Consider the following 25,930-nt stretch of genomic DNA (forward strand, 5'->3'; position numbering starts at 1 on the left):
TGCCCGTGTGATGGCAGCGGTCACCACCAGCCCCACCGCCCATAACCCCAGTACGGGCCCCATGGGCCCGGGCCCCACGGACCGTAAGGGTAGGGCACCACCTCGACCTGGCGCTGTTCCGGCCACAGGTAGATCACGTCGGCCGACAGCTTCGGCAGGCGATAGTCGTACTCGCCGATGCGCGTGTTCTGGTAGCCCTCGATTTTGCCGATGAAGGTCACGTCACGACCGGCCTCGAACACCGCCGGATCGTAGAAACCGGCGCGACAGGCAATGAAGCGGCCGTCGCTGGCGTCGGACGAGCTGGTGTTGGGGCGGCCACTGGCGTTGAGCGGCCGCGAGATCATCTGGAAGCAGGTCTCGCCCTGGCCGGGCTTGGTTTCGATGATGCGGCCGCCCCAACGGACCGGCGTGCCGACCTGCTGGGTGGCGACCGAGTCGCGCGGGGAAACCAGGCTGAACTGTCCCTGCAGCGGCTTGGGGGCCGTGGCGCAGGCCGACAGGGCCAGCGTGGCCACGGCGGTGAGGAGGAACTTGGTGTTCATGGGGAGGCTCCGGAAGTCGGGCGATGCCTGCGCAGGTCCCGCAATAATGAAGCGAGGTCGGTGCAAGTTCCAGCGTAGCGCGCATCGGCGAAACGCTGGCTGAGTGCGAGCAGGCCCGGGTCGGGGCGCTGGGCGTGTACCCGCTGTGCCCAATCGCGCGCGGCCTCGTGGGGTTCGCGGGCCAGGCCCAGGCGGGCATAGCGCCGCCCCAGCCGATGCCAGGCGCGCAGCAGTGGATCGCGTTCGCGCTCGCCGCGGGCCAGCAGCCAGGCCATCCACGCCAGGGCCAGCAGGGCGACGACCACGAAGCCAGCGACCAGCTGCCCCGGTCCCAGTTCGTCCAGCCCGAATGGCCTGAGCATCTGCTGCTGGCGGCGGGCGTCGAAGGACAGCACCAGGTCGTTCCAGCCGCGGCGCAGCCAATCGCCGACCTGTCCCAGTTGCAGCCAGCGCTGCTGCAGTGGCGCGTCCGTACCGGACTGCAGGCGATCATCCAGCGTGTCGAGGATGCGTTCCGGCGCCACGGCTGCGGTCGGGTCGATCCGCACCCAGCCGCGCTGCGGCAACCACACTTCGGCCCAGGCATGGGCGTCCATGCGCCGGACGACCCAGTAGTCACCCAGCCGGTTGCGGGTGCCGCCGGCAAAGCCGGTCACCACCCGCGCCGGAATGCCGGCGTTGCGCATCAGCACGACGAAGGCCGAACTGAAGTGCTCGCAGAAACCCGCCTTGTAACCGAACAGGAATTCATCGACGGGATCGCGCCCTGCCGGGGGTGTTTCCAGCGTGTAGGAGAAATCGGTGGTGATCCACTGCAGCGCGCGGCGGACAATCGCTTCGTCATCGCCGCCAGCGTCCTGCCGCCATTGCCGGGCCAACGTGGCGGTACGTGGATTGAAGCCTGCCGGCAGCTGCAGCGCTGCGTGGCGCTGGCCGGGCGACAGCGTGCCGTCGAAGCGCTGTGGTGGCGCCGAGTGCAGGCGCCAGCGGCTCAGGGAGGACAGCGAGCGGTCACTGCGCAGGCTCATGTCCGCATCCAGCGTGCTGCCTGCGGGAGCGTGACTGGGCAGGTCCAGCGCCACCAGCTGGCGGCGGTCGGTAGGCTCGTAGTCGATCTGATAGTCCCAGCCCTGCGCGCCCGCTTCGACCACGGCCGCAGGTCGCAGGCCGCTGGTGCGATCACGGGACCAGCGCCGGCCGTCGAAGGCGGTCAGCACCGGGCCACGCCAATAGCGCTGCGCGGGGTCGGGCACGGCTCCGAAGAACTGCGCGCGCAGTGCCGGGGTGTCATCGGCCATCAGGTCCAGCCACTGGCCGGGCTCCATGCTGTCGGACAGGCCAGGGGTACCTACCGCGCGTTCGGGGACGCCCCACAGCGGGGTCGCCAGGCGCGGGAACAGCCAGAAGCAGGCCAATGCCAGTGGCAGGCCGATCGCCAGCAGGCGGCCAACGCCACGTAGCTGCCCGCGCAACGGCAGGCGGCCCGCGTGGCCTTCATCCTGGGCCAGGCGTTGCAGGGCGAGCAGCGCGCTGACACCTGCCAGCGCCGCGAGGGCCGTTGTCAGCGGGCCCTGGTCGAGCAGGAACGCTGCAAACGGTGAGAACAGCGCGAAACCGAGCAGGCTCCGCGCATCGCGCAGGCTGCGCAGTTCGCTGGACTTGATCGCCAGCATCGCTGCCAGCAAAGCGCAGCCGGTATCACGCCCCGGGCGGACCATGCCCATCTGCCAGATGATGGCTGCCAGCATGCCCAGTACCAGCAGCAGGCGCGCCGGTACCGGCAGCGTCCTCCGCCAGGACAGTGCGGCGGTCAGGATCGCGGCGATCGCGATCACGGCGGCCAGCAGCGGTGGCAACTGCAGCAGCAACGGCAACAGTGCCAGCGCGGCGCTGGCCAGGGTCCAGGTGCGTGCGCTCCGATCGAGCAGGGCGGTCGTTTCAATCATGCGGCATCAGCGCCAGCGCGCGCAGGCAAAGGTGGTGATGGCCGGCACCCTGGCCAGGCCCGAACGGCGGGTGGGCAGGCAACAGCAGGGTATAGCGGCGGCCCTCGCGTTCGGCCAGATCGACCCAGCGTGCCAGCCGTGCGATGCGTGCTTCATGACCCAGCGGTGCCAGCGCATGCCAGTCCAGCACCACTTCGATACCGATCGGCTTCTCGTATTCGCGCACCAGCAGCGAGTCGCGCCGCGCCGAGTGCTTCCAGGAAATGCTGCGGGGGGCATCGCCGACACGGTAGGAACGCAGCTGGTGAAGTTCCTCGCCACTGGCGTGGGCGCGGGTGTGCAGCGGGTCGCTGCCGCTCTCCGGCAACGGGGGAGCCGTCGATTCGGGCAGCGGATAGACCAGCAGCGGTTGCTCCGGCCATACCCACGACCAGGCCCGCACCAGGCCGAGCGGCTGGGTGGTGGACAGGCGGATGCGCGGCAGTTCCAGCCAGCCTCGGCGCTCGGTAGGGACCTCCAGCTCCACTTCGCCGCGGCCGTGCGCGGGCAGGGATGTCCAGGCTTCGCTGCCCGCCAGTTGCAGATGCAGGCCCTGCCGCGCGCGCGGATCGTGCAGTGACAGGTCCACGCGCAGCCGCAGCGATTGGCCGGCGGGCACCGGTTCGGCGGAGACGGCATCGATCTGCAAGCCGGACAGTTGCAGGTGCGCGGCAATGGCACTGGCAATCGCTGCCGCAGAGAGCAACAGGGCCAGCAGCAGCGCGGGATTGTTGTTGTAGTTCAGTGCACCCAGCAGCATCGCCGCCAGCAGGGTGGCGACGAACAGGCCGAAGCGGGTCGGCAGCACATAGATGCGTTGCCGATCCAGCCGTTGCGGCAGGACCTCGGGCCTGCGCGGCCGCGCCAGCAGCTGCAGGCGCCCCCAGCGTGTGGCCACGTTCAATCCACCGCGACCGTCTGCAGGATCGCGCGCGCCAGCGCCGGGCCCGAGCTGGATTCGGCCTCCGCCACCAATCGATGACCGGCCACCGCCACGAACAGCGTCTGCACATCTTCGGGCACCACATGGCCACGGCCCAGCAGGAGCGCATGCGCCCTGGCCGCGCGCAGCAGGGCCAGGCCCGCGCGCGGCGACAGGCCGACGCGCACGCCGGCGTGCTGGCGGCTGCGGGTCAGCAACGCCTGCACGTAGTCGACGAGCGCATCGCTGGCATGCACCCGGCCTACCGCTTCGCGCAGTGCGCGCACCTGGGTGTCGTCCAGCTTCGGCACGGCGCGTGCGATCAGGTCGCGGCGATCGGTGCCCCGCAACAGCTCCCGTTCGGCCTGCGTGCTGGGGTAGCCCATCGCCAGCCGAAGCAGGAAACGGTCCAGTTGCGAGTCCGGCAATGGGAACGTGCCGGACAGGTCCACCGGGTTCTGCGTGGCGATCACGAAGAACGGATCCGGCAGCGGATGGGTCTGGCCATCCAGGGTGACCTGCTGCTCGGCCATCGCTTCCAGCAGTGCGCTCTGCGTCCGCGGCGGCGCACGGTTGATCTCGTCGGCCAGCAGCACATGGGTGAACACCGGGCCGGGATGGAACTGGAACTGGCGGCTGCCGGCCTCGTAAACAGATACGCCCAGCACGTCGGCGGGCAACAGGTCGGAGGTGAACTGCACGCGCTGGAAGCCCAGGCCGAGGCTGCTGGCCAATGCATGCGCCAGCGTGGTCTTGCCCAGGCCGGGCAGGTCCTCGATCAGCAGGTGGCCGCCGGACAGCAGGGCGACGAAAGCCAGCCTGACTTCCGGCACCTTGCCCAGCACCAGTGCATTCACCTGGTCCTGTGCATCACGAAGGGCCTGGCGCAGTTGATCGGTTAGCATGCTGGGATCGGGGGACGAAGCTGGCATGATCGTCTCGGTTCTGGAATCCACTCGATTATCCATAGGGCAATGCAGGGCGAACAGCGCGCGCGCACGATATTTCTCTGGTTATGGACGCTGGTCACAGCGGCCAAGCTGGTGGTGGCCGCGCGGTTGCCGCTGTTTGTCGACGAGGCGTTCTATTGGCAGGAAGGCAGCACCTGGCCGCCGCCTATTCCGATCTGCCCGGGTTGACGGCGTGGATGGCGCGCCTGGGCGTGGAGATCGGTGGCCACCATGTGCTTGCGTTACGCCTGCCTTTCCTGGCCGTCGGTGCGCTGTTGCCGTTGCTGGTAGTGCGCATCGCCACGCGCTGGTTCGGCAATGTGGCGGGCTGGCAGGCGGGCAGCCTCACGTTGTTGATGCCGCTGTCGGCAACGCTGGGCCTGCTGGCGGTGCCCGACGTGCCGATGGCCCTGGCGGCAGTGATCTGCCTGCATGCCGGCGCGCGCCTGCTGCACAATGTTGATGCCTCTTCGGCGATGAAGCTGGCGCTGGGCCTGGTGATCGGTGCGTTCAGCCACTACCGCTTCATCGGCGTCATCGGCGTCGGCTTCCTTGCGTTGCTGTCGTTGCCCCGGGGCCGGCGCATGCTGGCTGACCCGCGGGTATGGGTTGCGCTGGCGGTGGGCGTGCTGGCCTGGTTGCCATTGCTGGCCTGGAACGCCGACAACCATGATGCTGGCCTGAAGTTCCAGGTGTCGAGCGCCATCCCTGGACATTCGAATGGAATGGCCTGTGGTTCCTGGTGATCCAGCCGATGCTGGTCACGCCCGTGCTGTGCATTGCGATGTGGAAGGTGGCGCTGGCCGGGACCCGCAGCGGTGGCGGTGCGCGGGTGCAGTGGCGTTACTTCGGCCTCGTCGGGGGCGTGTCGACGCTGGGTATCTTCCTGCTCGGATTCTTCACCGATGTCGAGCGGATCAGCTTCCACTGGCCACTGCCGGGCTACCTGGCGCTGCTGGTGGCGGTGCCGGTGGTGCTCAACGGCTGGCCGCGCTGGTTGCGCAGGACGGGTTGGTGGCTGGCAGGCGCCGGCATGTTCCTGGCCTTCGGTTACTACCTGATGGCTTCAACGCCCTTGTTGCGCGAGCAATTGGCCGGCAGCAAGTACTATCCGCGCAATTTCGCAGGCTGGCAGCCACTGGCGGCCGCCGTGCGTGATGAACTGCAGCACATGCCGCCAGGCACGCGCGTGCTGGCCGGCAATTTCAAGGTGGGGGCCGAGCTGGGTTTCCAGCTTGGCAAGGGAGACATCGAAGTGCTGCCGCATCCGCTCAATGACAAGCATGGCCGCACTGCACAGCTGGCGCAGTGGAACCTGCTGCACGAAGGCGAGCGCAGGGCGCCGGTGCTGCTGGTGCTTTCGCCCAGCGACCAGCGCTACCGTGATCTTCTGGCGCGCTACCACGCCGTCTGCGAGCAGGTGGGACCGTTACCTGCGCCGCGGGTGGTCAGCAGCGATCATGGTTTCCAGCGGTTCCTGCTGTTCCGGCTGCCGGCGCACCGTGCGCCGGGGGCGTGCGTGACGCCGGCAATGGCCTGGCTGGATGCTCCTTCCAACGGCCAGGAGGTTTCGGGCACGTTCGCCATCAAGGGCTGGGCGTTCAAGGATGGCGTCGGCCTGGCGCGGGTTGAACTGCTGGTCGATGGCCGTTCCATCGGCGATGCCCGCTATGGGCGCGAGTTCGACATCCGCTCCGCCTGGCCGGACAGCACTGACCCGCAGCATCCGGCAGTCGGGTTTGACGCGTCGCTGGATACTCGTGCGCTGGCGCCGGGGCGGCACTGGCTGGGCCTGCGCCTGCATGGTCGCGATGGCAGCGTGGAACAGTGGCAGGAGCAGCCGTTCGAGGTTCGTTGAGGCCCCTGCCTTTGTAGAGTCGAGCCATGCTCGACTGCATTTTCCGGGCCGCCTGCCATTCGGGGCAGAAGCAGTCGAGCATGGCTCGACCCTACAGTTCAGGGCACCACGAACCCCGCCTGGCGCAGCAGCCCGCACAACGCGATCAGCGGCAGGCCGATCAATGCGGTCGGGTCGCGGGTGACGATGGCTTCGAACAGGCTGATGCCCAGGCCTTCGCATTTGAAGCTGCCGGCGCAGTCCAGCGGCTGCTCCGCGGCGACATAGCGGTCGATCTCGTCCCGGTGCAGCGCGCGGAAGCGCACTTCGGTCAGATCGATCGCAGCAAATGATTCTCCGTCGCGCGTGAGACTGATGGCGGTGTGGAAGTGCACGGTCCGCCCGGACATCGCCGCCAGCTGCGCACAGGCGGCCTCGACCGTACCTGGCTTGCCGAGCGGCCGGCCGTCCACGCCGGCCACCTGGTCCGAGCCGATCACCCAGGCACCGGGGTAGCGCGCGGCCACCTGGGCGGCCTTGGCGGCGGCCAGGCGTCTGGCCAGGGCCAGAGGGGGCTCGCCGTCCAACGGGGTCTCGTCCACGTCCGGACGTGCGCAGTCGAACGGCAGGCCCAGCCGTTGCAGCAATTCGCGGCGGTAGCGGGAGGTAGAGGCCAGGACCAGGGACATGCGACAATACCGGGGCAGGGCGCCGCAGTCTGGCCTTTCGGCGGCGCCAGCGGCAAGTGTTGTCGAGCCGGTATTTGACAGCAGTCGCCTCGATCCTTAGTATTCAGCGGCTTATGTCCGCGAACGTGCCCGAAACGCTGGATGCCTGGCGGATGGTTGTAGCGCGAAGGCGCTTCGACGGTCAGGTTTCCTTGGCTGAATTGACCCGCCTGCAGGGGTTGGTGGCAGATACCGACGGCGAGTGCATCTACTCGCTTGAGTTCGGCCGCGACGACGTCTTGCGGGTATCCTATGTGGAACTGACCATCGACACCGCGCTGCCGCTGACCTGTCAGCGCAGCATGCAGCGATTCCTGTTGCCGGTGAAGATGACCCAGAGGCTTGGCCTGATCCGCGACGAGGACGAGGAATCGTCCCTGCCGCCGGATTACGAGGCGTTGCTGGTGCCGGAAGACGGCCAGCTGCGCCCATTGGACCTGGTCGAGGACGAGTTGGTGCTGGCGGTGCCGGTGGTGCCGTTGTCGCCTGACGGCGAGGCAGTCGACAAGGACTGGGCGCCGAGCGAAGAAGAAGCGAAGCAGGCCAACCCGTTCGCGGCGTTGGCGGCATTGAAGAAACAATAGCAGCCGGTTGTCGTCGGCGGCTGCGGCGAAAGCGAAAAGTGTGCTGGGCGCTGGCGTCCTGTGCGACGAAACGACGAAGCAAAACGAACCGAGTTTGGAGCAATCCCATGGCTGTCCAGAAATCCCGTGTTACCCCGTCCCGTCGCGGCCAGCGCCGTTCGCATGACGCCCTGAGCGCCAAGCAGCTGTCGACCGACCCGACCACCGGCGAAGTGCATCTGCGTCACCACATCACTGCCGACGGTTTCTACCGCGGCAAGAAGGTCATCCAGACCAAGACCTCGGCCGTCGAAGAAGATTGATGTGCCGGGAAGGCCGCTGCCTCCGGGCAGCGGCCTTTGCCTTCTTTCCCGGGTGCGCCGGTGATCGGCGGCCCGCGCAACAGGAACCATGATGAGCAAGCGGATCTACTCGAGGATCGCGGGCACCGGCAGCTATTTGCCGGAAAAAGTCCTGACCAATGCCGACCTGGAAAAGATGGTCGAAACCTCGGACGAGTGGATCCAGTCGCGCACCGGAATTCGTGAGCGGCACATCGCCGCCGACGGCGAAACCACCAGCGACCTGGGCTACAACGCCGCCGTGCGCGCGCTGGAAGCGGCCGGCATCGATGCCTCGCAGCTCGACATGATCGTGGTCGGCACGACCACTCCTGACCTTATTTTCCCGTCCACCGCGTGCCTGATCCAGGCCAAGCTCGGTGTTGCGGGGTGCCCTGCCTTCGACGTCAACGCGGCCTGTTCCGGCTTCGTGTTCGCGCTGGGCGTGGCCGACAAGTTCATCCGTTCCGGCGACTGCAAGCATGTGCTGGTGATCGGCACCGAAACGCTGACCCGCATGGTTGACTGGACGATCGCACCACCTGCGTGCTGTTCGGCGATGGCGCCGGCGCTGTCGTGCTGAAGGCTGACGAAGAGACCGGCATCCTCAGCACCCACCTGCATGCCGACGGCAGCAAGAAGGAACTGCTGTGGAACCCGGTCGGCGTCTCGGCCGGCTTCAAGGATGGCGTCAACGGCGGTGGCACCATCAACATGAAGGGCAACGACGTGTTCAAGTATGCCGTGAAGGCGCTGGACTCGGTCGTGGATGAGACCCTGGCTGCCAACGGCCTGGACAAGTCCGACCTGGATTGGCTGATTCCGCACCAGGCCAACCTGCGCATCATCGAAGCGACCGCCAAGCGCCTGGACATGTCGATGGACCAGGTGGTGGTGACCGTCGACAAGCATGGCAACACCTCGTCGGGCTCGGTGCCGCTGGCACTGGATGCCGCCGTGCGTTCGGGCCGCGTCGAGCGCGGGCAGCTGCTGCTGCTTGAAGCCTTCGGTGGCGGCTTCACCTGGGGTTCGGCTCTGTTGCGCTATTGATAGTGCGGATTACGACAACGTAAAGTCTTGTCGTTACGGCCCCGCGGGGCCGTAACGCGTTTTAGGGAGGACCTGTCATGGTTGAGCCCATCGTCATCGAAGGGCAGCGTGCCTGGCTCAAGCAGTACGGCAAGGGAAGCCGCGCAGTGGCCCTGGGCCTGCTCAGTTTCGTTGCCCGCCGTTTCGATCTCGATGCCCTGCGCCCGCCACCGCATCGCGGCGGTGACGCTGCCCGTGAAACCGAGGCCCGTCGCCTGGGAGAGCTGCAGGCACTGGGTGTGAACGTGCCCGACGTGCTGGGCAGCGGCCATGCCGCGCTGGTGATCGGCGACAACGGTAGTTCCTTCAATACCTGCCTGCGCGAAGCCGATGATGCGGGCCGCGACCGGCTGGTGATGGCGGCGATGCAGGCCATCGCCGAAGCGCACGCCCGCGGCGCGTATTTCGGCCAACCGTTGCCGCGCAACCTGACCTGGGATGGCGAGCGGGTGGGTTTCATCGATTTCGAGGAAGACCCGCTGGAAGTGATGGAACTGGCCGAAGCGCAGGCCAGGGACTGGTTGATGTTCGGCTATGGCGTGGCCAGGTACTACGCTGACCGCCCCGGTCACCTGCAGGCAATGATGGCTGAGGCGATGGGGGAAGTTCAGGCGCCGGTGCGCGAGCACGTGCACGCGATGAGCGGTCGCCTGCGCAGCCTGGCCCGGGTGTGCATGAAGCTGGGCCGTTCAGCGCGCGCATTGGCCCATTCCATCTTCATCACCCATGGCGCCAGTACCGTCGGCGTCCTGATGCTGATCGGGCTGTGCGTAGATTTCTTCGCCGATGGCGAACTGGACGTCCTGCAGTTGTTCTGCTGATGGCTGATCGGGGTCAGATCCCTTTTGCGCAGGAAAAGGGATCTGACCCCGTCGCCCCTGCCCGTCAATGCTCCATACGCCTGCATACGCGCACGTACAGACGACACAGCGGATTCGCCCTTATCATGGCCCGCTTCGATTGCAACAAGCGGATGACCGCGTGACCGAATCCACCCTCGCTTTTGTCTTCCCCGGCCAGGGCTCGCAGTCTGTGGGCATGCTGGCCGAGCTGGCCGAACTGCACCCGCAGGTGCGTGAGGCCTTCACCGAGGCATCCGACGGTGCCGGCGTCGACCTGTGGGCACTGTCCCAGGGCGGCCCGGAGGAAATGCTCAACCGTACCGAATACACGCAGCCGGCCCTGCTGGCCGCGAGCATCGGCGTGTGGCGTGCCTGGAATGCCGTGGGCGGTCCGCGTCCGTCGGTGCTGGCCGGCCACAGCCTGGGCGAGTACACCGCCCTGGTCGCCGCCGGCGCGCTGAGCCTGCATGACGGTGCGCACCTGGTGCGCCTTCGTGGCCAGCTGATGCAGGACGCTGCACCGGCCGGTGTCGGCGCCATGGCGGCCGTGCTCGGTGCCGAGGATCAGCTGGTGCTGGACGTCTGCACCGAAGCAGCGGGCAGCCAGGTTGTGGTGCCGGCCAACTTCAATTCGCCCGGCCAGATCGTGATCGGTGGCGACGCCGATGCGGTCGACCGTGCGCTGGCGCTGCTGGCCGAGAAGGGGGTGCGCAAGGCGGTCAAGCTGGCCGTCAGCGTGCCCTCGCACACCCCGCTGATGCGTGAAGCCGCCAACCGCCTGGCCGAAGTGATGGCCGGTCTGTCCTGGCAGGCGCCGCAGTTGCCGGTGGTGCAGAACGTCGATGCCCAGGTGCACGACGGCGTGGATGCCATCCGCACCGCGCTGGTCCAGCAGCTGTACCAGCCGGTACAGTGGACCGGTTGCGTGCAGGCCTTGGCCGCGCGCGGCATCGTCCGGATCGCCGAGTGCGGTCCAGGCAAGGTGCTGACCGGCCTGGTCAAGCGCATCGACAAGGCCATCGACGGCCGTCCGCTGGCCACTCCGGGCGACTTCGAAGCCGCCCGCGAGGCTTGGTCGGCCTGATTTCCCTGTTCCTTCCGACCGCACCGGTCGCCGTTGCAAGCGGCACGGGTGCGGCGGTCGCCCCAGCCCGAGGAAAACATCATGAGCAAGCCCCTGCAGGGTGAAATCGCACTGGTCACCGGTGCCAGCCGTGGCATTGGTGCCGCCATCGCCGATCTGCTGGCCGCCCAGGGCGCCACCGTCATCGGCACCGCCACCACCGAATCCGGCGCTGCCGCGATCGGTGAGCGGCTGGCCGCCCACGGGGGCCACGGCCGTGCGCTGAACGTCACTGACGCTGCCGCGCTGGAGAGCGTGCTGGACGGCATCGCCAAGGAATTCGGACCGATCTCGATCCTGGTCAACAATGCCGGGATCACCCGCGACAACCTGCTGATGCGCATGAAGGACGAGGACTGGGCGTCGATCATCGACACCAACCTGACCAGCGTGTTCCGCACCAGCAAGGCGGTGATGCGCGGCATGATGAAGGCACGCAAGGGCCGCATCATCAACATCGCATCGGTGGTGGGCGTGACCGGCAATGCCGGCCAGGCCAACTACGCCGCTGCCAAGGCCGGCATCATCGGCTTCAGCAAGTCGCTGGCCAAGGAAATCGGTTCGCGCGGTGTCACCGTCAATGTTGTCGCACCTGGCTTCATCGACACCGACATGACCAAGGCGTTGCCGGAAGAAGCGCGTACCGCGCTGATCAATGACATCGCCCTCGAACGCCTGGGTTCGCCGGAAGACATCGCCCATGCGGTGGCCTTCCTGGCCAGCCCGGCTGCCGGTTACATCACCGGCGAAACCCTCCATGTGAACGGCGGCATGTACATGCCGTAAGCAAGGGGCGCAGGGATTGCGCCGCAAGTGGTTGATCTGCGGAGGTTTTTGCTGCAATGCAAGGCCGCGCCGGTTTCCACTACACTATCCCACGGCCATCGCCTTTGATGGCGACCACTTTTGAACCACAACTCCATCTGGAGCGAGATCCCATGAGCACCATCGAAGAACGCGTCAAGAAAATCGTCGTCGAACAGCTTGGCGTCAAGGAAGAAGAAGTCACCAACAGCGCATCGTTCGTCGATGACCTGGGCGCTGACTCGCTGGACACCGTCGAGCTGGTGATGGCGCTGGAAGAAGAATTCGAGTGCGAGATCCCGGACGAAGAAGCCGAGAAGATCAGCACCGTGCAGGCCGCCATCGACTACATCAAGGCCCACGTCAAGGCCTGATGTCAGACGGCAGTGCGCGTGCGGGCATCCGCCCGGCGCGCACCGCACCCCATGGGGCCGCTGTTGCGGCCCCGTGTGTTTGAGCATCACACCGAAGCAAACCGAGTTGCCCGTTGAAATCATCCGGGCCAGGAGAATCAGCAATGAAGCGTCGCGTCGTCGTAACCGGCCTGGGTATCGTCTCGCCGTTGGGCAATGATCTGGCCAGCAGCTGGGAAGGCATCATCCACGGTCGCTCGGGCATCGGTCCGCTGACCCACATTCCTGATGCCTACCTGGATCGCTTCACCACCAAGATTGCAGGTGAGGTCAAGGGCTTCGACATCACCGCCGACAACGAACTGTTCGGCAAGTACCGGGTCAGCGGCAAGGATGCCAAGAAGATGGACCCGTTCATCCATTACGGCCTCGGTGCCTCGTTCATGGCCCTGCATGACTCGGGCCTGGAGATCACCGACGCCAATGCCGAACGCATCGGCGCCATCGTCGGCGCCGGCATCGGCGGCCTGCTCGGCATCGAAGAGCAGACCATCGAGTTCCATGAGGGCAAGAAGATCTCGCCCTTCTACGTGCCCAAGACCATCATCAACATGCTACCGGGCCAGCTGAGCATCATCGCTGGCCTGAAGGGCCCGTCGTTCTCGGCGGTCTCGGCGTGCGCGACCTCGAACCATTCGATCGGTACTGCGATGCGCATGATCCAGTACGGCGATGCCGACGTGATGGTGGTCGGTGGTGCCGAGCGAGGCTCTTCGCCGACCGCCGTGGGCGGCTTCTGCGCGATGAAGGCGATGAGCACCCGCAACGATGCCCCGGAACAGGCTTCACGCCCGTGGGACAAGGACCGTGACGGCTTCGTGCTGGGCGACGGTGCCGGCATCCTGATCCTGGAGGAGTACGAGCACGCCAAGGCCCGTGGCGCGAAGATCTACTGCGAACTGGCCGGCTTCGGCGCCAGCTCCGATGCCTACCACATGACCGCGCCGAGCGAGAACGGCGAGGGCGCTGCGCGCTGCATGGTCATGGCCATGAAGGACGCCGGAGTGACCCCGGAACAGGTGGGTTACCTCAACGCGCACGGCACCTCCACGCCGCTGGGCGACCTGGGCGAGACCATGGCGATGAAGACCGCCTTCGGCGACCACGCCTACAAGATGATGGTCAGTTCCACCAAGTCGATGACCGGCCACCTGCTGGGCGCGGCCGGCGGCGTGGAGGCGATCTTCTCGGTGATGGCGCTGCAGGACAACGTCATTCCGCCGACCATCAACCTGCAGGAGCCGGGCGAAGGCTGCGACCTGGACTACGTGCCCAACGAAGCGCGCCAGGCCAAGGTCGATGTGGTGATGTCCAATGGCTTCGGCTTCGGTGGCACCAACGGCACGCTGGTCTTCAAGCGCGTCTGAGCGAGTTGTAGCGTCGGGCCATGCTCGACTCCGCCGTTGTGTAGAGTCGAGCCATGCTCGACTGAACGTGCGTCACGCACGAGGAGGCCGCCGCAAGGCGGCTTCCGTGCATCTGAATCCCTGAACCGGCCGCCATGACCCATGCACCGCTGATCCACCCGCTGCCGCACCCGATCGATCTGCTGGCCCTGCAGCAGCACGACCCGGCGCGATTCCCGCTGCTGATGGAATCCACCGCCTCGGGCACCGCCCAGGGCCGCTGGAGCCTGCTGTTGGCCGCACAGGGCGGCAGCCTGCGCCTGGACGCCGATGGCCGGGTGCGCGACGAGCGCGACACCGAGCATGGGGGCAGCTTCCTGGAGGTGCTGGACCGCGCCTGGCAGGGCGAACGCCTGCCGCATGACCACAGCCACAGCCTGCCGTTCCGGGGTGGTTGGGCGTTGATGCTGGACTACGAAGTGGCCAGCCAGATCGAACCGGTGCTGCCGGCGCGCGCGCGCGCCGACGGCCGCCCGACCGCGCTGGCGCTGCGCTGCCCGGCGGCGGTACTGCACGACCATCACAACGATGCCAGCTTCGTCATCGCCGAAGCCGGCGAGCAGGCACTGCTGGAGGCGCTGGTGGCCCTGGCCTCGCAGGCGTTGCCGGAAGCAGGGCTGGCCTGGCAGCCGCCGCAGTCGGTGGACGAGGACGCCCCGCGTCGCTTCACCGATGGTGTACGCCGGGTGATCGAATACCTGCGTGCCGGCGACGTGTTCCAGGTGAACCTGTCGCGACGCTGGAGTGCCCGGTTTGCCACGCCGGTCAGCCCGCAGGCGCTGTATGCGCAGTTGCGCCGCGCCAACCCTGCACCGTTTGCCGGCCTGTTCAGCGCGCACGGCCGCCACGTGGTCAGCTCCTCGCCGGAGCGGCTGGTATCGGTGCATGCCGGCCACGCGCAGACCCGGCCGATTGCCGGCACGCGTCCGCGCTTCGAGGGCGACGATGATGCGGCGCGCATCCAGGAGCTGGTGGGCCACCCGAAGGAACGTGCCGAACACGTGATGCTGATCGACCTGGAACGCAACGACCTGGGCCGCATCTGCCTGCCGGGTACGGTGGTGGTTGATGAACTGATGACCGTGGAGAGCTATGCCCATGTGCATCACATCGTCAGCAATGTCAGCGGCCGCCTGCGCCCGGAGGTCACGCCGGGCGAGGTGATCGCTGCGACGTTCCCCGGCGGCACCATCACCGGCTGCCCCAAGGTGCGCTGCATGCAGATCATCGGCGAGCTGGAGCAGGTCCCGCGCGGTGCCTACACCGGCGCGTTCGGCTGGCTGAACCGCGATGGCGACCTGGACCTGAACATCCTGATCCGCACCGCCGAGGTGGATGCCACGAGGTCAGCTTCCGCACCGGCGCCGGCATCGTGGTCGATTCGGACCCGGACAGGGAACTGGACGAGACCCGCGCCAAGGCGCGCGGCCTGCTGCGCGCGCTGGGCCAGCAGGGGTAGTGCCGGTGGGTGCCAGTGTTGTGGTGGGTGCCGACCGTTGGTCGGCACGCAGATGCCACCCCGGTCATGACCCCACATCACCGGCACGGTATCCTGCACGACGGAATCGAGTTCAGAGGTAGTCCATGGCGGGAGCCAAGCGCGGATGTCTGTTCGTGGTAACGCTGGGGGTGGTGCTGGCCGCCATCCTGGCCGGTGCGGGCGCGTGGTTCTTCTACCAGCAGGGCCGGTTCGCCGATGCGCGGATCACCCCGACTGCCGAAAGCGTGGTCATCGCCAGTGGCGACGGCATGAACAGCGTACTGCGCAAGCTGCGCGATGCCGGCGTGGATGAAGGCCAGGACACCCAGTGGCAGCTGCTGGCGCGCCAGCTCGACGCAGCCGGCAAGCTGAAGGTGGGCGAGTACGCGCTCAGCAACGAGCTGACGCCGCGCGAACTGCTGCTGCGCATGCGCGCCGGCAAGGTGCTGCAGCACCGGGTCACGATCGTCGAGGGCTGGAACATCCGCCAGCTGCGTGCCGCGCTGAAGCGTGCCGAGCCGCTGCTGCACACCACCGACACCCTCGATGACGCCGCGCTGATGCAACGTCTCGGTTTCGCCGGCCAGCATCCGGAAGGCCGCTTCCTGCCAGAGACTTACGTCTACCAGCGCGGCGACAGTGATCTGGATGTGCTCAAGCGGGCGCACGCGGCCATGGAGAAGGCGCTGGACGAAGCGTGGGAAAGCCGCGCGCCGGACCTGCCGATCAACTCGCCCTACGAACTGCTGACGCTGGCCTCGATCATCGAGAAGGAAACGGCGCTGGCCGGTGAGCGCCCGCAGATTGCCGGCGTGTTCATGCGCCGCCTGAAGATCGGCATGCGCCTGCAGACCGACCCGACCGTCATCTATGGCCTTGGTGCGGCTTATGACGGCAACATCCGCCGGCGCGACCTGAGCACCGATACGCCTTACAACACCTACACCCGTTCCGGACTGACCCCGACCCCGATCGCCATGCCCAGCCGTGACGCGCTGATGGCCGCCGCACAGCCGGCGCCGGGTGATGCGCTGTACTTCGTGGCCGTCGGTGATGGCAGTGGCGCACACGCGTTCTCGTCCAGCCTGGACCAGCACAACGCGGCGGTTGCCCGCTACCTGCGGCAACTGCGCCAGCAACGTACCCAGGAGACCCCGGCGCAATGAGTCCCGCGCTGCTTCGCCATCCCCGTTTCGTCAGCCTGGAAGGCGGCGAGGGCGCGGGCAAGACCACTGCCATCAATGCCATCCGTGACTGCCTGCGCCGGCACGGCCACGAGGTGGTGCTGACCCGCGAGCCGGGCGGTACCCCCCTGGCCGAGCGCATCCGCGGCCTCGTGTTGAAGCCCGATGCCGAGATCGCTGCCGAACCGCTCAGTGCCGAGGCCGAGCTGCTGCTGGTGTTCGCCGCGCGGGCGCAGCATGTGCGGCAGGTGATCCAGCCCGCGCTGCAGCGCGGCGCCTACGTGCTGAGCGATCGCTTCACCGATTCCAGCTATGCGTACCAGGGCGGTGGCCGTGGCCTCGATCCGCAGTGGATCGCCGATCTGGAGCGTCGCGCGGTGGGCCTGTTGCCAGGCCTGACCCTGCTGCTGGACGTGGATGTGGCGGTAGGCCGTGCGCGCGCCAATGGCCGCGACCTGTGGCCGGACCGTATCGAGAGCGAGCAGGACGATTTCTTCCAGCGCGTGCGCGCGGTATTCCGCGACCGGGCGCAGCAGGATCCGCAGCGCTTCGCGCTGATCGACGCCGGGCAGGTGCAGGAGCGCGTGGCCGCCGATGTGGTCGCGCGTGTCGAGCGCTGGCTGCAGGACGGGGAGGGCGCATGAGCACGTTCTCGCCGTGGCAGCAGCGCGCGTTCGAACAGACCGTGGCGGCGCTCGATGCCGGGCGCCTCGGCCATGGCCTGCTGATCTGCGGGCCGGCCGGGCTGGGCAAGCGTGAGGTGGCGCTGGCGCTGGCCGACCACGTGCTGGCGCAGGGTGATGCCGCCCACGCCACGCGCACGCGCCAGCTGATCGCCGCCGGCACCCATCCGGACCTGCAGCTGGTCAGCTTCATTCCGAACAAGAGCGGCGACAAGCTGCGCACCGAGATCGTCATCGAGCAGGTGCGCGAGATCACCGACAAGCTGGCGCTGACCCCGCAATACGGCGTCGCGCAGGTGGTGATCGTCGACCCTGCCGATGCGATCAACCGCTCGGCCGCCAACGCGCTGCTGAAGACGCTGGAAGAGCCGCAACCCGGCCGCTATTTGTGGCTGATCAGCAGCGACCCGGCGCGCCTGCCGCAGACCATCCGCAGCCGCTGCCAGCGCCTGGAATTCAAGCTGCCGCCGCAGCACGAAGCGCTGGCCTGGCTGCAGCAGCAGGGCCACGGCGAGGCACCGGCGCGCGAGGCGCTGGAGGCTGCGCGCGGCCATCCGGGCCTGGCCGACAACTGGCTGCGCGACGATGGCCTGGGCCTGCGCCGCGAAGTGGGGCGCGAGCTGGAACAGCTGGCCGTCGGCAAGGTGGGGGCGGTGGAGCTGGCACAGAAGTGGTGTGGGGACGAGAATGCAGCGCTGCGGCTGCGCTTTGCCGCCGATCTGGCGCTGGCCCAGGCCAGTACCGACGCCTTGACCACGCCTGAGCGATTGCACAAGCTTGCGGCCTGGTTCGACGCTGCCAACCGCACCCGCGACCTGCTGCGCACCACGGTGCGTGCAGACCTAGCGGTGGTCGAGTTGCTGCTGGCCTGGAACAAGGTGAACGAGCGGCCTGCCGCAAGGGGAAATCGATGAGTGCCAGCAACGCCCGCCAGGGCATCCTGTCCCTGGCCGTGAAGGACAAAGCCGCGCTGCACAGCGCGTACATGCCGTTCGTGAAGAATGGCGGCATCTTTGTGCCCACGCCCAAGCGCTACTTCCTGGGTGACGAGGTATTCCTGCTGTTGACCCTGCCCGATTCCAGCGAGCGCCTGCCGGTGGCCGGCAAGGTGATCTGGGTGACCCCGGCCGGCGCGCAGGGCAACCGCACCGCCGGCATCGGCGTGCAGCTGGCCGAGGGTGCCGAAGGCGAGGGCGTGCGCCACAAGATCGAGACCCTGCTGGCCGGCCTGACCAGCTCGGACAAGCCGACCCATACGATGTGATTCCCGTAGCGCCGGCCGCGCCCGGCGGACTGCGAATCACCTGTGGCGCCGCTGCTCCGTAGAGGCGAGCCATGCTCGGCTGCACAGCCCGGAATACCGGTGAACACGAACGTGAAAAGTGTTGACGACCTCTGAAAAGCCCCTATAATGAGCGGCTCAGCAACACACCGGGCGGTTAGCTCAGCGGTAGAGCATTGCCTTCACACGGCAAGGGTCACAGGTTCGATCCCTGTACCGCCCACCATTTAAATTCAGTGTATTGCGAAGAAACCGGCCTTGAGCCGGTTTTTTCGTAACTGCGTGGTAACAGCGTTTGTGCCGTTGACCGGGAGAACGTAATGACCAAAGCTGAAGTCCGTAGTCTCTTTCCCGCATTGCTTGCCGCTTGGCGTGCCCTCCCCGAGAACTGTGATGCTAAAGAGCAGGAGCTCCGATTCTCTGATTTCTATTCTTGGCTGAGAGGCTCGCATTCCTATGCCATCAAGTTCCGGTCCGTGAGGGGGCCTCGTGAGGACCTGGAACAGTGGTTCGACGCGGCCACGCACCAAAGCTGGCGAAACTAGGGCAGGCCAGGCCGAGGTGGCTCACACTGCATGTCCTTGCAGACCCCACGCTGTTCGTGTTGACTTGGGTTAGGAAGTCGATATGTTCGGCATGTCCGGTTGCCACAGTATGGATGGGCATGTCGGCACGAGATGGTGCTTTCAACCAGCGACCAAGGAGGAACAGAAATGGGGATCAGGGAAAATTTCAAGGTGGGTAGCAAGGTTGTCCTGAACTCAGGCGGCCCCGTCATGACCGTTAAGAGTGTTGAGTCCACTCCTCTTTCGGTTCGCTACTGGTGTCAATGGTTTGCCGGGAAGAAGCTTGAACAAGGGCAGTTCCCACAGGATTCGCTTGAGCCGGTGCCTGAGGCTGGCGAATGAATGCCGAAAGGGCTGCTGCATGGATGCAGGCAGTTGTTGAAAAAGAGGGCTGCCTCTACCAAGACGACGTCGTTGACCACCTCCTCAGAGCGAAGCAGGAGTCTTTGCTGCGAGAGAATGCGGACGGCAATCTCGTTGTCGCGACGCCTTTGCTCAACGCCTTCCGAAAGCTCAACGAGAAGACCGTTGTTTGGGTAAAACCGGATCGGTACTGGCGAAAGCGCGTGCCGGAGGACGAAGAAGGTCGAGAAGCTCGCGGTTGAGTGCGTGTAAGAATGATCCGGCTGAAATACGTGGCAGCTCAGTCTGGTCTTCAGCACCCGTTGTGTTCCATGTATGTGGGGCAGTGCCGATTCCCAGTGCCGCCTCGGCGAGTTTGCGGTTGTGATTTTACTATCGGCGGTAGTGCAGCAAGTACGACTGGCCTAAGCGCGCGCCTTGATTGGCCTGGCGCCATGATCGAAGAACTCTTCAATCTTGTTTTGCGAAGCCGTAAGGCCTTTAAGTGCATCCCACATCAGGTCATAGAACTCCGCTTTGTCAAAAATGACGGGCTTCTTTTGGGTGATGCTGCCAAAGCTACTTGATGGTCCTTTCACGTACGTAATGGTTACAAGTTCTTTCGCCCTTGCAATGTTGTATACCGCACGCTGAAGCCCTTCTGCAGCCGGCCCAAGCTCATGAAGTCGATTGACCTCACTTTCTATCGCAGCAGGAACTTCTAATGCTAATTGCGCCTTGGGTCCAAGAAGGCATGAGTTCTCTCCGCGATCTTTAACGTGATCGTCAGGATGCTCGTTGGCCCAAATCTCGTTGTTCCTCTGGACGAAAGCCTGGATGTGCGGAAGAAGCTGAAGTCCAAGGCTGCGCGAGCGATCAAGGGCCTCTCGCTGGCGGCTTCTTGCCGCGATGTAGTGCTGAGTTGCCGGAATAGCTATGGCAATGAGGATTGCCGCAATGCTCCCTATCGCTTGAACCCAAGATGCCCATTCCGCCTGGGTTAGGCATGGCCAGCCTGTAGGAGCGAATTGCCAACAGACGCTTTTGACTGGCTCCATGTGTATCTTCCTGTTGCGTGACGGAATGCACGAGGCACTGGTTGGAGGTTAATCGGCCGCCATCCAAAACCAAAATCTCTCAGGGGCCGACCTAGACTGTTAGCAATAGGGCGACTTTGGCGTACGTCATTCTTGGGCGAGAACATCATTCACGTCGCTATAGTCTGTTGGAGTGATGCCAACGAAAGACTGGAACTCGTGCGCAAATCCCACGCTACTCGACAGCAGCCAACGCAGTTGGTGGCGGAAGCCAAGTAGCTCGTTGCGAGATCTGCATACAGTACGGGCATAGCATCCTCACCTGGACGCATCTTAGTCTGCATTCGTGAAGCCAAGTCGTTCAGTGCTCTACCGGCGCCAATTAGGCTGGCAAGATCCGCGCCGAGGTCGTTTGGAAGATTGTGGATTCGATCCTCAGCCGCTTGCGCTGCTGGCATAAATGGAAGAGTCGCCTCAGCAAGCGTTTGCACGAAAGCACGAGGGTCAGCGACACCAAAGGTGCCATCGCCGAGCATGATTGCCTGGTTCCATCCCCTGGCAAGGGCCGCGACAACCGCCGGGAGCGTCGTCACCTCCACCAGCAGCAGTCGTCCCAGAATGCGGGCGTTGTCTCTTCTGAGTGCTTCTGCCGCGTCGTACTGCATCCTCGCGATGCCCTTAGCCTCCTCCGCGATCGCCGTGGCTTTGCGCGAAGTACTTTGGGCAATTCCTGCAACTACGATTGTTGCGACTGCGGCGCCAAAGCCGACGGCCACCCCAGCCCAGTCGGCAAGGTTCCCTACTTCTGCTGCCAGTGGACAGAGCTCGATGACCATATTCCCCCCTTGTTAGAGCGGATTCTGCCACGGGCAGGCGCTGAGTGCCCTCAGTGGAAATGCTGTTCGTCCGGGTCTACGTCCACAAGCGGATGGCAAACCTTGGATTCATCGGTTGGCGTGGCGCCCAGCTTTGAGAGCATCGCGCTGAGCGTGCGTGGACGACACGCTGAGGTCTTCCCCCTTTTTCCACGCGCGCGGCCAAGATGCACACTTGGCGCAGCAGCAGGCGGTGAGCGGCATTGAGCCAGGGCATGTTTGAGACGCACTCCTTCCAGGCCCTGACCTGTGCGGCGGTCATGCCTTTGTACGGCGTGCCGATGGGGTCCGAATTGGCCGGCTCCGAGCGGTTCTTGTACCGGCCTGGATCTTTGATCGTGGCGCCCGCTACCTGGGCCTTCTTCGGGGGGGGGCGTGGCTTTGCCATGGGTCTCCTTGGCCCGTCAGGGTCGTATTTCCAATTGCGGACCCGAAGTTGCTAGGGCGACTTGGGAGGCGAGCGTCACCGCCTATCGAAACTACCTGGCCGGACAAGGGCATTTGAGGGTGCTTGTGCGGCCGGATTAACGATTCCGCATCAGGCAATAGGCCATAGGTCCGCATAGCCAAGGCCTGGCAGGCAGGCGCTTGGTCCAATGCGGTGGCGACCTGTCGAATTACTTGCTTCAATCAGGGGGCGCAATGACGCGCTATGCGATTGAAGGAACGCCGGGGGATCGATGGCTAACTATATGATTGGTTATGACCTGAACAAGCAGGGCAAGAACTACGATGGTCTGATTAAGAAGATCAAAGATCTGAGTACAAATTGGTGGCATCACCTGGACTCGACTTGGATCGTTACCTCTAATCTCAACACCGTGGCAATCAGAGATGCGTTGAAACATTTTCTTGACTCTGATGACGAACTGTTGGTCGTTGCGCTGAAGAGCGAAGGCGCTTGGGTAGGATTCAATACGGAAGGAAGCAACTGGTTGAAGAATTACCTTTAGCGTATTCCTGGAGGGCTCCAGACTGCGGAGCCCTCTTTCCGGTGATTTGCCGCCGGCCCAGCCTGCTGCCGAGGAGGCCATCTGGCCGCATGTCGCAGATCTGGAGCTCGCGATATCTCGAATCCACGAACCGACCAATCCGTTCCCATCCCGTTTCTCGGGGGGGCGGGCGGATTCTCCTTTCCCCTTCGAAATGGGCCTTTTAAAGCTGTTTTCGGTGCGACCTCGTTTCAGTCGATTGCACCGGATACCTCCGATTTTCCGGCACTATTACACCGAAATTACACCGTCCCACGGCGTGGCTTCCACCCAAGCGATGCCCTCAAGGTTGGTCTGAAGTCTCGCCAAGAGGGTGGGGACAGGTATGCCCGGGTCCATGATGACCGTCAGTCCCTCGCAGAAAAGCGCAGGGCCGTAGAGGAGCAGCTCTCTACGGTAGGCGACTCCATCAGTCTGCAAGCACGCTGGGTGAGCGGTGAATTTAGTGAGCATGTGGCTATCCTGGATGGGCAGGCTGCCTATTAGATACATTCAAAATGGCTTTGCAACAACGAAATTAAAGTTGTCCATGAATACTTAGTAAGTAGTTGATTTAAATGGTATTTATTTTGCAGTACGTGTATTGCTGCTGTTTTACATAAATGTTATGTTGAGAAAATCTTGCGCAGAAATTATTTTGCGTTATGTGCCGCCCTCAATGCGCAACTGCTCGAGGTGCGTACGCCCTGCGTCGAGACGGCCTCCAGCCGGTCCAACCGCTCCACCACCTGCGCGAGCAGAGCATTGCTCTGCTGCACCGCCGCCGTGGTCGCGCCCTGCGCTTTGTTGTCCACCACCAGGTCGAACAGCGCGCGTGAAGTTGTCCGACAACGCCTCGATGGTGTCGGCCAGCTCGCCCATGCCGACGCCACCCTTGTCCAGGTCGCCCACCTTCATCCGGTCGATCAGGCCCGTCACCTGGCGATCGCGTTGAGGTAGTCTCGGGCTTGCTCCCATGGGCGCCTCCTGGCCGGAAAGATATCCACAGGCTTATCTGTGGCCGACGTTACTCCGGCAGTACTATTATCCGGCCAACCTTAGTTTGGGTCTGGCAATGCTAGCTGTGTACGTAGACGAAAGCTGCGCGGATGGTCGGAACCGTTACCTCATCCATGGGGCGCTGTTTCTTTGCGGGCAGCAGATCGGTGATCTGCGCGCTGCTATCGAAGCTACGGTCGCGGCTAGCGGCCTGTCAGATGAAGTGAAGTGGAGCGGTATCACCAGGGCCAAGCGGGAGCGCGAGCTCGCGATCGCTGACCAATATTTCGATGGAACCACTGATCAAGAACTTGCGGCCGGCCGTTGGTTTCAGGCGATGGTGATCGATCAGCATCAGTTGGACGTCCGGGGGTATCACGATGGCGATAGAGACGTCTGCTTCTACAAGTGCTTGTATAACCTTCTTGTAAAGCGCATCGCTCAGTACGCGTTGCCTGATGAAGACGTGCACGTCGTTCTAGATCAGCGCACGACGCTCAGATACGACCTGGAAGATCTCCGGGCAGTGTTGAACAACGCGCTAAGGCGAGACCTCGCTGATCGATCTCCTCACGTTCGCACCGTGATTTACAGAGACTCGCGCACCTGCCGACTACTTCAGCTGTCCGACCTTCTGACTGGTGCTGTTGGCTTCCATCAGAACCGTATGCATTTGGTGCCAACTGCATCTCCGCACAAGCGTGCTGTGGCAGAGCATATTGCCAGGCGGGCCAACTTGGAGTCGTTGCAGATCGCCAACAGTTGGTCGCCGCATATGGGCATCTGGACGCTTCGGATGGGTGAGCGCCGCACATAAAAAAGGCCGAGCGATCTAACGGTTTCCCGTATCCACGTCCGTGGCACTCGGATCTCCGAGGGATTCGATCGGCTGGGCCTCAGGGCGAGTGTGGCATGTCCTGCCCCCAATGCAAACGGGCTGCGTTCAGCATTGCTGGGAGCGTTCTCGGCCGGGCGTAGCCCCGACCATCCCGACGTTCCCCAGCAGGTCGCGCGCGATCATCGCCGTAGCATCCAGTAGGTCATGACCGCTGCCGGCCTGCGCCACAACTGCCAGCAGACTACGGCCCACCCCGGCATTGCCGCTGGTCAGTTCCATCTCGCCTTCAAAGCATAGATCGGCCAACCATTCATGGGCCTGTTGCAGCCCACGCTTGCGGACGCGGCGGAACTCCGCGAGCAGCTTCGCCTGGCCGGCCTCCTGCTCACCGTCGGCCAGCAGGCCGATGGCACCGCCGTGCGCCGCGCGCCAGAGGGCCGGCAGCGGGCGACCATTTGCGTCCACCACGTCCGGCGAGAACTGCGCGCAGTACATTTCGTAGCGCTTGCCCGCCGTGCTACGGGGCACGATGCCGGCTTCGGCGAGCAGGCGTTCGGCTTCATCCAGTTTGCTGAATTTCAAGCGCAGCAGTGCAGGGCGGCTCAGTTGTTGTGCCAGCGCGTGCTGGTTGGCGGCGAACCAGACGTTCCAGCCCACGCTTGCGCGGCCTTCCAGTGCGGCCTTGAAGTATTCCAGGTGTTCGGCGTCCATTGCGGTCTCCTGCGCTCCCTACGCGATTGTAGCGGGAGCACATCCGCGCCGGTCAGGCATCGCCGCTGGAGAGGCAATGATGTGCCTCGCGCACCAGCTGTCGTGCGGCCACGATCAGTCCGTCGATATGGAAGGCGCCCAGCTGTTCGTCCGGACCGCCTTCGTTGCGCGCACGGTCGGCGGCCTGCAGCAGATCGAGCAATGCGCCGAGCCCAGATAGCGAGCGGCGCAACGAAGCGTGATTGCTGGCGCCGAGGGTGAGGCTGATGCATGGCTGTCCGTCATCGCCGTCAGCATGGTTGATCGCATTGAGACGGGCGAAGAAAGTGGGCAGCTGCGCGGGCAAATTCTGCGCGTTCAGGGTGCACTCGATCTCGCGTGCGAGGTCTTCGGGCACATCGGCGGCGACGTCGCCGATCAGGGTGTGCAGGCGGGGATGGACGGCGGTGCGGTTGGTCATGGCGAAACCCTCACTGGCGTAGGGCCACCTTCCGGAGTGAAGGTGGCGGACGGTGCGGGTTGGCGTACCAAGGCTGAAAAGCTCACAGGGAGAAAAGGCCCGGCGGATCTTGCGATCCCCACGCACCGCCCGCCATTGAAGGCAATCGGTGCATTCTCTTTGCTGCGATCGATATCGCAACATCCTGTGAGCCTGTTCGATTATTCGAGACGCCAATCCCGGCCAAGGCGTCTTGCCTCGGCGCGGCGATCTTCAAGCCGGGCAATCACATCGGTCTGTAAGGAAAGTTCTCAACTGTCCCTAGGCAGGCCTGACATTTCCCGTTGTGTGTCGTCCGACACCTGCGAGTAGTGCGGCCCATCACTGATGGCGCACATCGCCGCCCCTACCGACCGTGCACATGACGACTCCGGAGGGATGCCGCCACGGCAATCGCGTCACCCCGCGCGGCGGAGGCGGGACCATGCCACGCATGAAGTCAGAGGGTTCCATCCCTGCGCTGTCCCGCCGCCTCGGGCAGGCGTAATCTCGCGCCATTGCCATCCCCGCCCTTACCCAGGAATGCCGCTATGCCGCTCGCCCGCATCGATCTTCGCAAAGGCAAACCCGCCGATTATCTGCAGCGCGTAGGGGAGGTCATCTACCAGGCCATGCGCGCGGTGGGCGTGCCGGAGAATGATCGCTTCCAGATATTCCAGGAGCACGACGCCGGTACGCTCGTCTACGACCCCGGCTACCTGGGCGTGGACCGCACGGACGACTTCATCTGCATCCAGATCACCTGGAACGAAGGGCGCACGCTGGAGCAGAAGAAGGCGCTGTACGCGGGCATCGCCGAGGGCCTGCACGCAGCAGTGGGCATCCGCCGCGAGGATGTGTTCATCAACCTGGTGGAAGTAAAGAAGGAGAACTGGTCGTTCGGGAACGGCCAAGCGCAGTACGTGAGTTGATACG

The 25,930-nt window shown here is 64.8% G+C and carries 26 protein-coding genes, 1 tRNA gene and 3 pseudogenes; 20 read left to right on the plus strand and 10 right to left on the minus strand.

Annotated elements, in window-relative coordinates:
- Positions 1-20 precede the first annotated feature (20 nt).
- From A9K58_RS12130 to A9K58_RS12145, 4 genes are read right to left on the minus strand one after another with little or no spacing between them, the layout of a single operon-like run.
- Positions 21-545, minus strand: a complete 525-nt coding sequence (locus tag A9K58_RS12130) for a Slp family lipoprotein (RefSeq protein ID WP_065199576.1) — start codon at positions 543-545, stop codon at positions 21-23.
- The gene (locus tag A9K58_RS12135) at positions 542-2,491 is read right to left on the minus strand and encodes a transglutaminase TgpA family protein (RefSeq protein WP_065199577.1); all 1,950 of its coding nucleotides are present in this window, start codon (positions 2,489-2,491) and stop codon (positions 542-544) included. The genes A9K58_RS12130 and A9K58_RS12135 overlap by 4 nt, the downstream gene beginning before the upstream one ends.
- Positions 2,484-3,428 (minus strand): DUF58 domain-containing protein, encoded by a 945-nt coding sequence (locus A9K58_RS12140; RefSeq protein WP_065199578.1) that lies wholly within the window; start codon positions 3,426-3,428, stop codon positions 2,484-2,486. The genes A9K58_RS12135 and A9K58_RS12140 overlap by 8 nt, the downstream gene beginning before the upstream one ends.
- Positions 3,429-3,430: 2 nt before the next feature.
- A complete protein-coding gene (locus A9K58_RS12145) occupies positions 3,431-4,384 on the minus strand; it encodes an AAA family ATPase (RefSeq protein ID WP_065199579.1) in 954 nt (317 codons plus the stop codon).
- A gap of 42 nt (positions 4,385-4,426) precedes the next feature.
- Here A9K58_RS12145 and A9K58_RS12150 point away from each other — a divergent pair.
- Positions 4,427-6,260, plus strand: a pseudogene (locus tag A9K58_RS12150) (glycosyltransferase family 39 protein).
- A gap of 98 nt (positions 6,261-6,358) precedes the next feature.
- On the opposite strand, the gene A9K58_RS12155 reads toward A9K58_RS12150, so the two are convergent.
- Positions 6,359-6,928: a Maf family protein gene (locus A9K58_RS12155; RefSeq protein WP_065199580.1), complete on the minus strand. Its 570-nt coding sequence runs from the start codon at positions 6,926-6,928 to the stop codon at positions 6,359-6,361.
- 113 nt (positions 6,929-7,041) lie between these two features.
- Between A9K58_RS12155 and A9K58_RS12160 the strand changes: the two genes are divergently transcribed.
- From A9K58_RS12160 to A9K58_RS12235, 16 genes and pseudogenes are all read left to right on the plus strand, one after another.
- On the plus strand, positions 7,042-7,551 hold the full coding sequence (locus A9K58_RS12160; protein WP_065199581.1) for a YceD family protein: 510 nt from the start codon (positions 7,042-7,044) through the stop codon (positions 7,549-7,551).
- A gap of 107 nt (positions 7,552-7,658) precedes the next feature.
- The gene (rpmF, locus tag A9K58_RS12165; protein WP_005408308.1) at positions 7,659-7,853 is read left to right on the plus strand and encodes a 50S ribosomal protein L32; all 195 of its coding nucleotides are present in this window, start codon (positions 7,659-7,661) and stop codon (positions 7,851-7,853) included.
- A 91-nt stretch (positions 7,854-7,944) separates the two neighbouring features.
- Positions 7,945-8,921 (plus strand): annotated as a pseudogene (locus A9K58_RS12170) (beta-ketoacyl-ACP synthase III).
- A 77-nt stretch (positions 8,922-8,998) separates the two neighbouring features.
- Positions 8,999-9,781 carry a BUD32 family EKC/KEOPS complex subunit gene (locus A9K58_RS12175; RefSeq protein WP_065199582.1) on the plus strand — a complete coding sequence of 261 codons (783 nt, stop codon included), beginning with the start codon at positions 8,999-9,001 and terminating at the stop codon, positions 9,779-9,781.
- 160 nt (positions 9,782-9,941) lie between these two features.
- Positions 9,942-10,886, plus strand: coding sequence for an ACP S-malonyltransferase (fabD, locus tag A9K58_RS12180; protein ID WP_065199583.1), 945 nt, complete (start codon positions 9,942-9,944; stop codon positions 10,884-10,886).
- Positions 10,887-10,967: 81 nt separating this feature from the next.
- Positions 10,968-11,711, plus strand: coding sequence for a 3-oxoacyl-ACP reductase FabG (gene fabG / locus A9K58_RS12185; RefSeq protein WP_065199584.1), 744 nt, complete (start codon positions 10,968-10,970; stop codon positions 11,709-11,711).
- Between the two features lie 152 nt (positions 11,712-11,863).
- On the plus strand, positions 11,864-12,103 hold the full coding sequence (gene acpP, locus A9K58_RS12190) for an acyl carrier protein (RefSeq protein ID WP_005415509.1): 240 nt from the start codon (positions 11,864-11,866) through the stop codon (positions 12,101-12,103).
- 143 nt (positions 12,104-12,246) lie between these two features.
- A complete protein-coding gene (gene fabF / locus A9K58_RS12195) occupies positions 12,247-13,509 on the plus strand; it encodes a beta-ketoacyl-ACP synthase II (protein ID WP_065199585.1) in 1,263 nt (420 codons plus the stop codon).
- Between the two features lie 134 nt (positions 13,510-13,643).
- A pseudogene (locus A9K58_RS12200) lies at positions 13,644-15,007 on the plus strand (aminodeoxychorismate synthase component I).
- Positions 15,008-15,132: 125 nt separating this feature from the next.
- On the plus strand, positions 15,133-16,194 hold the full coding sequence (mltG, locus tag A9K58_RS12205) for an endolytic transglycosylase MltG (RefSeq protein WP_065199586.1): 1,062 nt from the start codon (positions 15,133-15,135) through the stop codon (positions 16,192-16,194).
- Complete coding sequence (tmk, locus tag A9K58_RS12210) at positions 16,191-16,856, plus strand: dTMP kinase (protein WP_065199587.1); 666 nt, start codon at positions 16,191-16,193, stop codon at positions 16,854-16,856. The genes mltG and tmk overlap by 4 nt, the downstream gene beginning before the upstream one ends.
- Positions 16,853-17,809 (plus strand): DNA polymerase III subunit delta', encoded by a 957-nt coding sequence (locus tag A9K58_RS12215; protein ID WP_065199588.1) that lies wholly within the window; start codon positions 16,853-16,855, stop codon positions 17,807-17,809. Before tmk ends, A9K58_RS12215 begins: the two co-directional genes overlap by 4 nt.
- Positions 17,806-18,159: a PilZ domain-containing protein gene (locus tag A9K58_RS12220; RefSeq protein WP_065199589.1), complete on the plus strand. Its 354-nt coding sequence runs from the start codon at positions 17,806-17,808 to the stop codon at positions 18,157-18,159. The genes A9K58_RS12215 and A9K58_RS12220 overlap by 4 nt, the downstream gene beginning before the upstream one ends.
- Positions 18,160-18,328: 169 nt before the next feature.
- Positions 18,329-18,403: transfer RNA gene (locus A9K58_RS12225), tRNA-Val, on the plus strand.
- Between the two features lie 487 nt (positions 18,404-18,890).
- Complete coding sequence (locus tag A9K58_RS20210; RefSeq protein WP_065199590.1) at positions 18,891-19,085, plus strand: YodC family protein; 195 nt, start codon at positions 18,891-18,893, stop codon at positions 19,083-19,085.
- A complete protein-coding gene (locus tag A9K58_RS12235) occupies positions 19,082-19,348 on the plus strand; it encodes a DUF6953 family protein (RefSeq protein ID WP_065199591.1) in 267 nt (88 codons plus the stop codon). Before A9K58_RS20210 ends, A9K58_RS12235 begins: the two co-directional genes overlap by 4 nt.
- A 162-nt stretch (positions 19,349-19,510) precedes the next feature.
- Here the strand turns inward: A9K58_RS12235 and A9K58_RS19505 are convergent, their stop codons facing one another.
- Both A9K58_RS19505 and A9K58_RS19510 read right to left on the minus strand, forming a co-directional pair.
- Entirely contained in the window at positions 19,511-20,143 is a 633-nt protein-coding gene (locus tag A9K58_RS19505; RefSeq protein WP_155760482.1) for a hypothetical protein, read from the minus strand.
- A 149-nt stretch (positions 20,144-20,292) separates the two neighbouring features.
- Positions 20,293-20,958 (minus strand): hypothetical protein, encoded by a 666-nt coding sequence (locus tag A9K58_RS19510; RefSeq protein ID WP_155760483.1) that lies wholly within the window; start codon positions 20,956-20,958, stop codon positions 20,293-20,295.
- Positions 20,959-21,677: 719 nt separating this feature from the next.
- Here A9K58_RS19510 and A9K58_RS12245 point away from each other — a divergent pair.
- A complete protein-coding gene (locus A9K58_RS12245) occupies positions 21,678-21,950 on the plus strand; it encodes a SinR family protein (protein WP_065199593.1) in 273 nt (90 codons plus the stop codon).
- A 681-nt stretch (positions 21,951-22,631) separates the two neighbouring features.
- Here A9K58_RS12245 and A9K58_RS19515 read toward each other — a convergent pair.
- Entirely contained in the window at positions 22,632-22,946 is a 315-nt protein-coding gene (locus tag A9K58_RS19515) for a hypothetical protein (RefSeq protein WP_155760484.1), read from the minus strand.
- On the opposite strand from A9K58_RS19515, the gene A9K58_RS12255 reads away from it, so the two are divergent.
- A complete protein-coding gene (locus A9K58_RS12255) occupies positions 22,945-23,784 on the plus strand; it encodes a DUF3800 domain-containing protein (RefSeq protein WP_081284038.1) in 840 nt (279 codons plus the stop codon). The two genes, A9K58_RS19515 and A9K58_RS12255, sit on opposite strands and share 2 nt — an antisense overlap.
- 126 nt (positions 23,785-23,910) lie before the next feature.
- Here the strand turns inward: A9K58_RS12255 and A9K58_RS12260 are convergent, their stop codons facing one another.
- Positions 23,911-24,516 (minus strand): hypothetical protein, encoded by a 606-nt coding sequence (locus A9K58_RS12260; RefSeq protein WP_065199596.1) that lies wholly within the window; start codon positions 24,514-24,516, stop codon positions 23,911-23,913.
- Between the two features lie 52 nt (positions 24,517-24,568).
- On the minus strand, positions 24,569-24,976 hold the full coding sequence (locus tag A9K58_RS12265) for a hypothetical protein (RefSeq protein WP_065199597.1): 408 nt from the start codon (positions 24,974-24,976) through the stop codon (positions 24,569-24,571).
- 569 nt (positions 24,977-25,545) lie between these two features.
- Here A9K58_RS12265 and A9K58_RS12270 point away from each other — a divergent pair.
- A complete protein-coding gene (locus A9K58_RS12270) occupies positions 25,546-25,926 on the plus strand; it encodes a tautomerase family protein (protein WP_065199598.1) in 381 nt (126 codons plus the stop codon).
- Positions 25,927-25,930 lie beyond the last annotated feature (4 nt).

The organism is Stenotrophomonas maltophilia (assembly GCF_001676385.1).
Classification (GTDB): Bacteria; Pseudomonadota; Gammaproteobacteria; order Xanthomonadales; family Xanthomonadaceae; genus Stenotrophomonas; species Stenotrophomonas maltophilia_J.

Coding starts and splice junctions, on each gene's coding strand:
- A9K58_RS12130 (WP_065199576.1), bottom strand. CDS start 545: ATGAACACCAAGTTCCTCCTCACCGCCGTGGCCACGCTGGCCCTGTCG.
- A9K58_RS12135 (WP_065199577.1), bottom strand. CDS start 2,491: ATGATTGAAACGACCGCCCTGCTCGATCGGAGCGCACGCACCTGGACC.
- A9K58_RS12145 (WP_065199579.1), bottom strand. CDS start 4,384: ATGCCAGCTTCGTCCCCCGATCCCAGCATGCTAACCGATCAACTGCGC.
- A9K58_RS12155 (WP_065199580.1), bottom strand. CDS start 6,928: ATGTCCCTGGTCCTGGCCTCTACCTCCCGCTACCGCCGCGAATTGCTG.
- A9K58_RS12160 (WP_065199581.1), top strand. CDS start 7,042: ATGTCCGCGAACGTGCCCGAAACGCTGGATGCCTGGCGGATGGTTGTA.
- rpmF (WP_005408308.1), top strand. CDS start 7,659: ATGGCTGTCCAGAAATCCCGTGTTACCCCGTCCCGTCGCGGCCAGCGC.
- A9K58_RS12175 (WP_065199582.1), top strand. CDS start 8,999: ATGGTTGAGCCCATCGTCATCGAAGGGCAGCGTGCCTGGCTCAAGCAG.
- fabG (WP_065199584.1), top strand. CDS start 10,968: ATGAGCAAGCCCCTGCAGGGTGAAATCGCACTGGTCACCGGTGCCAGC.
- acpP (WP_005415509.1), top strand. CDS start 11,864: ATGAGCACCATCGAAGAACGCGTCAAGAAAATCGTCGTCGAACAGCTT.
- fabF (WP_065199585.1), top strand. CDS start 12,247: ATGAAGCGTCGCGTCGTCGTAACCGGCCTGGGTATCGTCTCGCCGTTG.
- mltG (WP_065199586.1), top strand. CDS start 15,133: ATGGCGGGAGCCAAGCGCGGATGTCTGTTCGTGGTAACGCTGGGGGTG.
- tmk (WP_065199587.1), top strand. CDS start 16,191: ATGAGTCCCGCGCTGCTTCGCCATCCCCGTTTCGTCAGCCTGGAAGGC.
- A9K58_RS12215 (WP_065199588.1), top strand. CDS start 16,853: ATGAGCACGTTCTCGCCGTGGCAGCAGCGCGCGTTCGAACAGACCGTG.
- A9K58_RS12220 (WP_065199589.1), top strand. CDS start 17,806: ATGAGTGCCAGCAACGCCCGCCAGGGCATCCTGTCCCTGGCCGTGAAG.
- A9K58_RS20210 (WP_065199590.1), top strand. CDS start 18,891: ATGGGGATCAGGGAAAATTTCAAGGTGGGTAGCAAGGTTGTCCTGAAC.
- A9K58_RS12235 (WP_065199591.1), top strand. CDS start 19,082: ATGAATGCCGAAAGGGCTGCTGCATGGATGCAGGCAGTTGTTGAAAAA.
- A9K58_RS19505 (WP_155760482.1), bottom strand. CDS start 20,143: ATGGAGCCAGTCAAAAGCGTCTGTTGGCAATTCGCTCCTACAGGCTGG.
- A9K58_RS19510 (WP_155760483.1), bottom strand. CDS start 20,958: ATGGTCATCGAGCTCTGTCCACTGGCAGCAGAAGTAGGGAACCTTGCC.
- A9K58_RS12245 (WP_065199593.1), top strand. CDS start 21,678: ATGGCTAACTATATGATTGGTTATGACCTGAACAAGCAGGGCAAGAAC.
- A9K58_RS12255 (WP_081284038.1), top strand. CDS start 22,945: ATGGGCGCCTCCTGGCCGGAAAGATATCCACAGGCTTATCTGTGGCCG.
- A9K58_RS19515 (WP_155760484.1), bottom strand. CDS start 22,946: ATGGGAGCAAGCCCGAGACTACCTCAACGCGATCGCCAGGTGACGGGC.
- A9K58_RS12260 (WP_065199596.1), bottom strand. CDS start 24,516: ATGGACGCCGAACACCTGGAATACTTCAAGGCCGCACTGGAAGGCCGC.
- A9K58_RS12265 (WP_065199597.1), bottom strand. CDS start 24,976: ATGACCAACCGCACCGCCGTCCATCCCCGCCTGCACACCCTGATCGGC.
- A9K58_RS12270 (WP_065199598.1), top strand. CDS start 25,546: ATGCCGCTCGCCCGCATCGATCTTCGCAAAGGCAAACCCGCCGATTAT.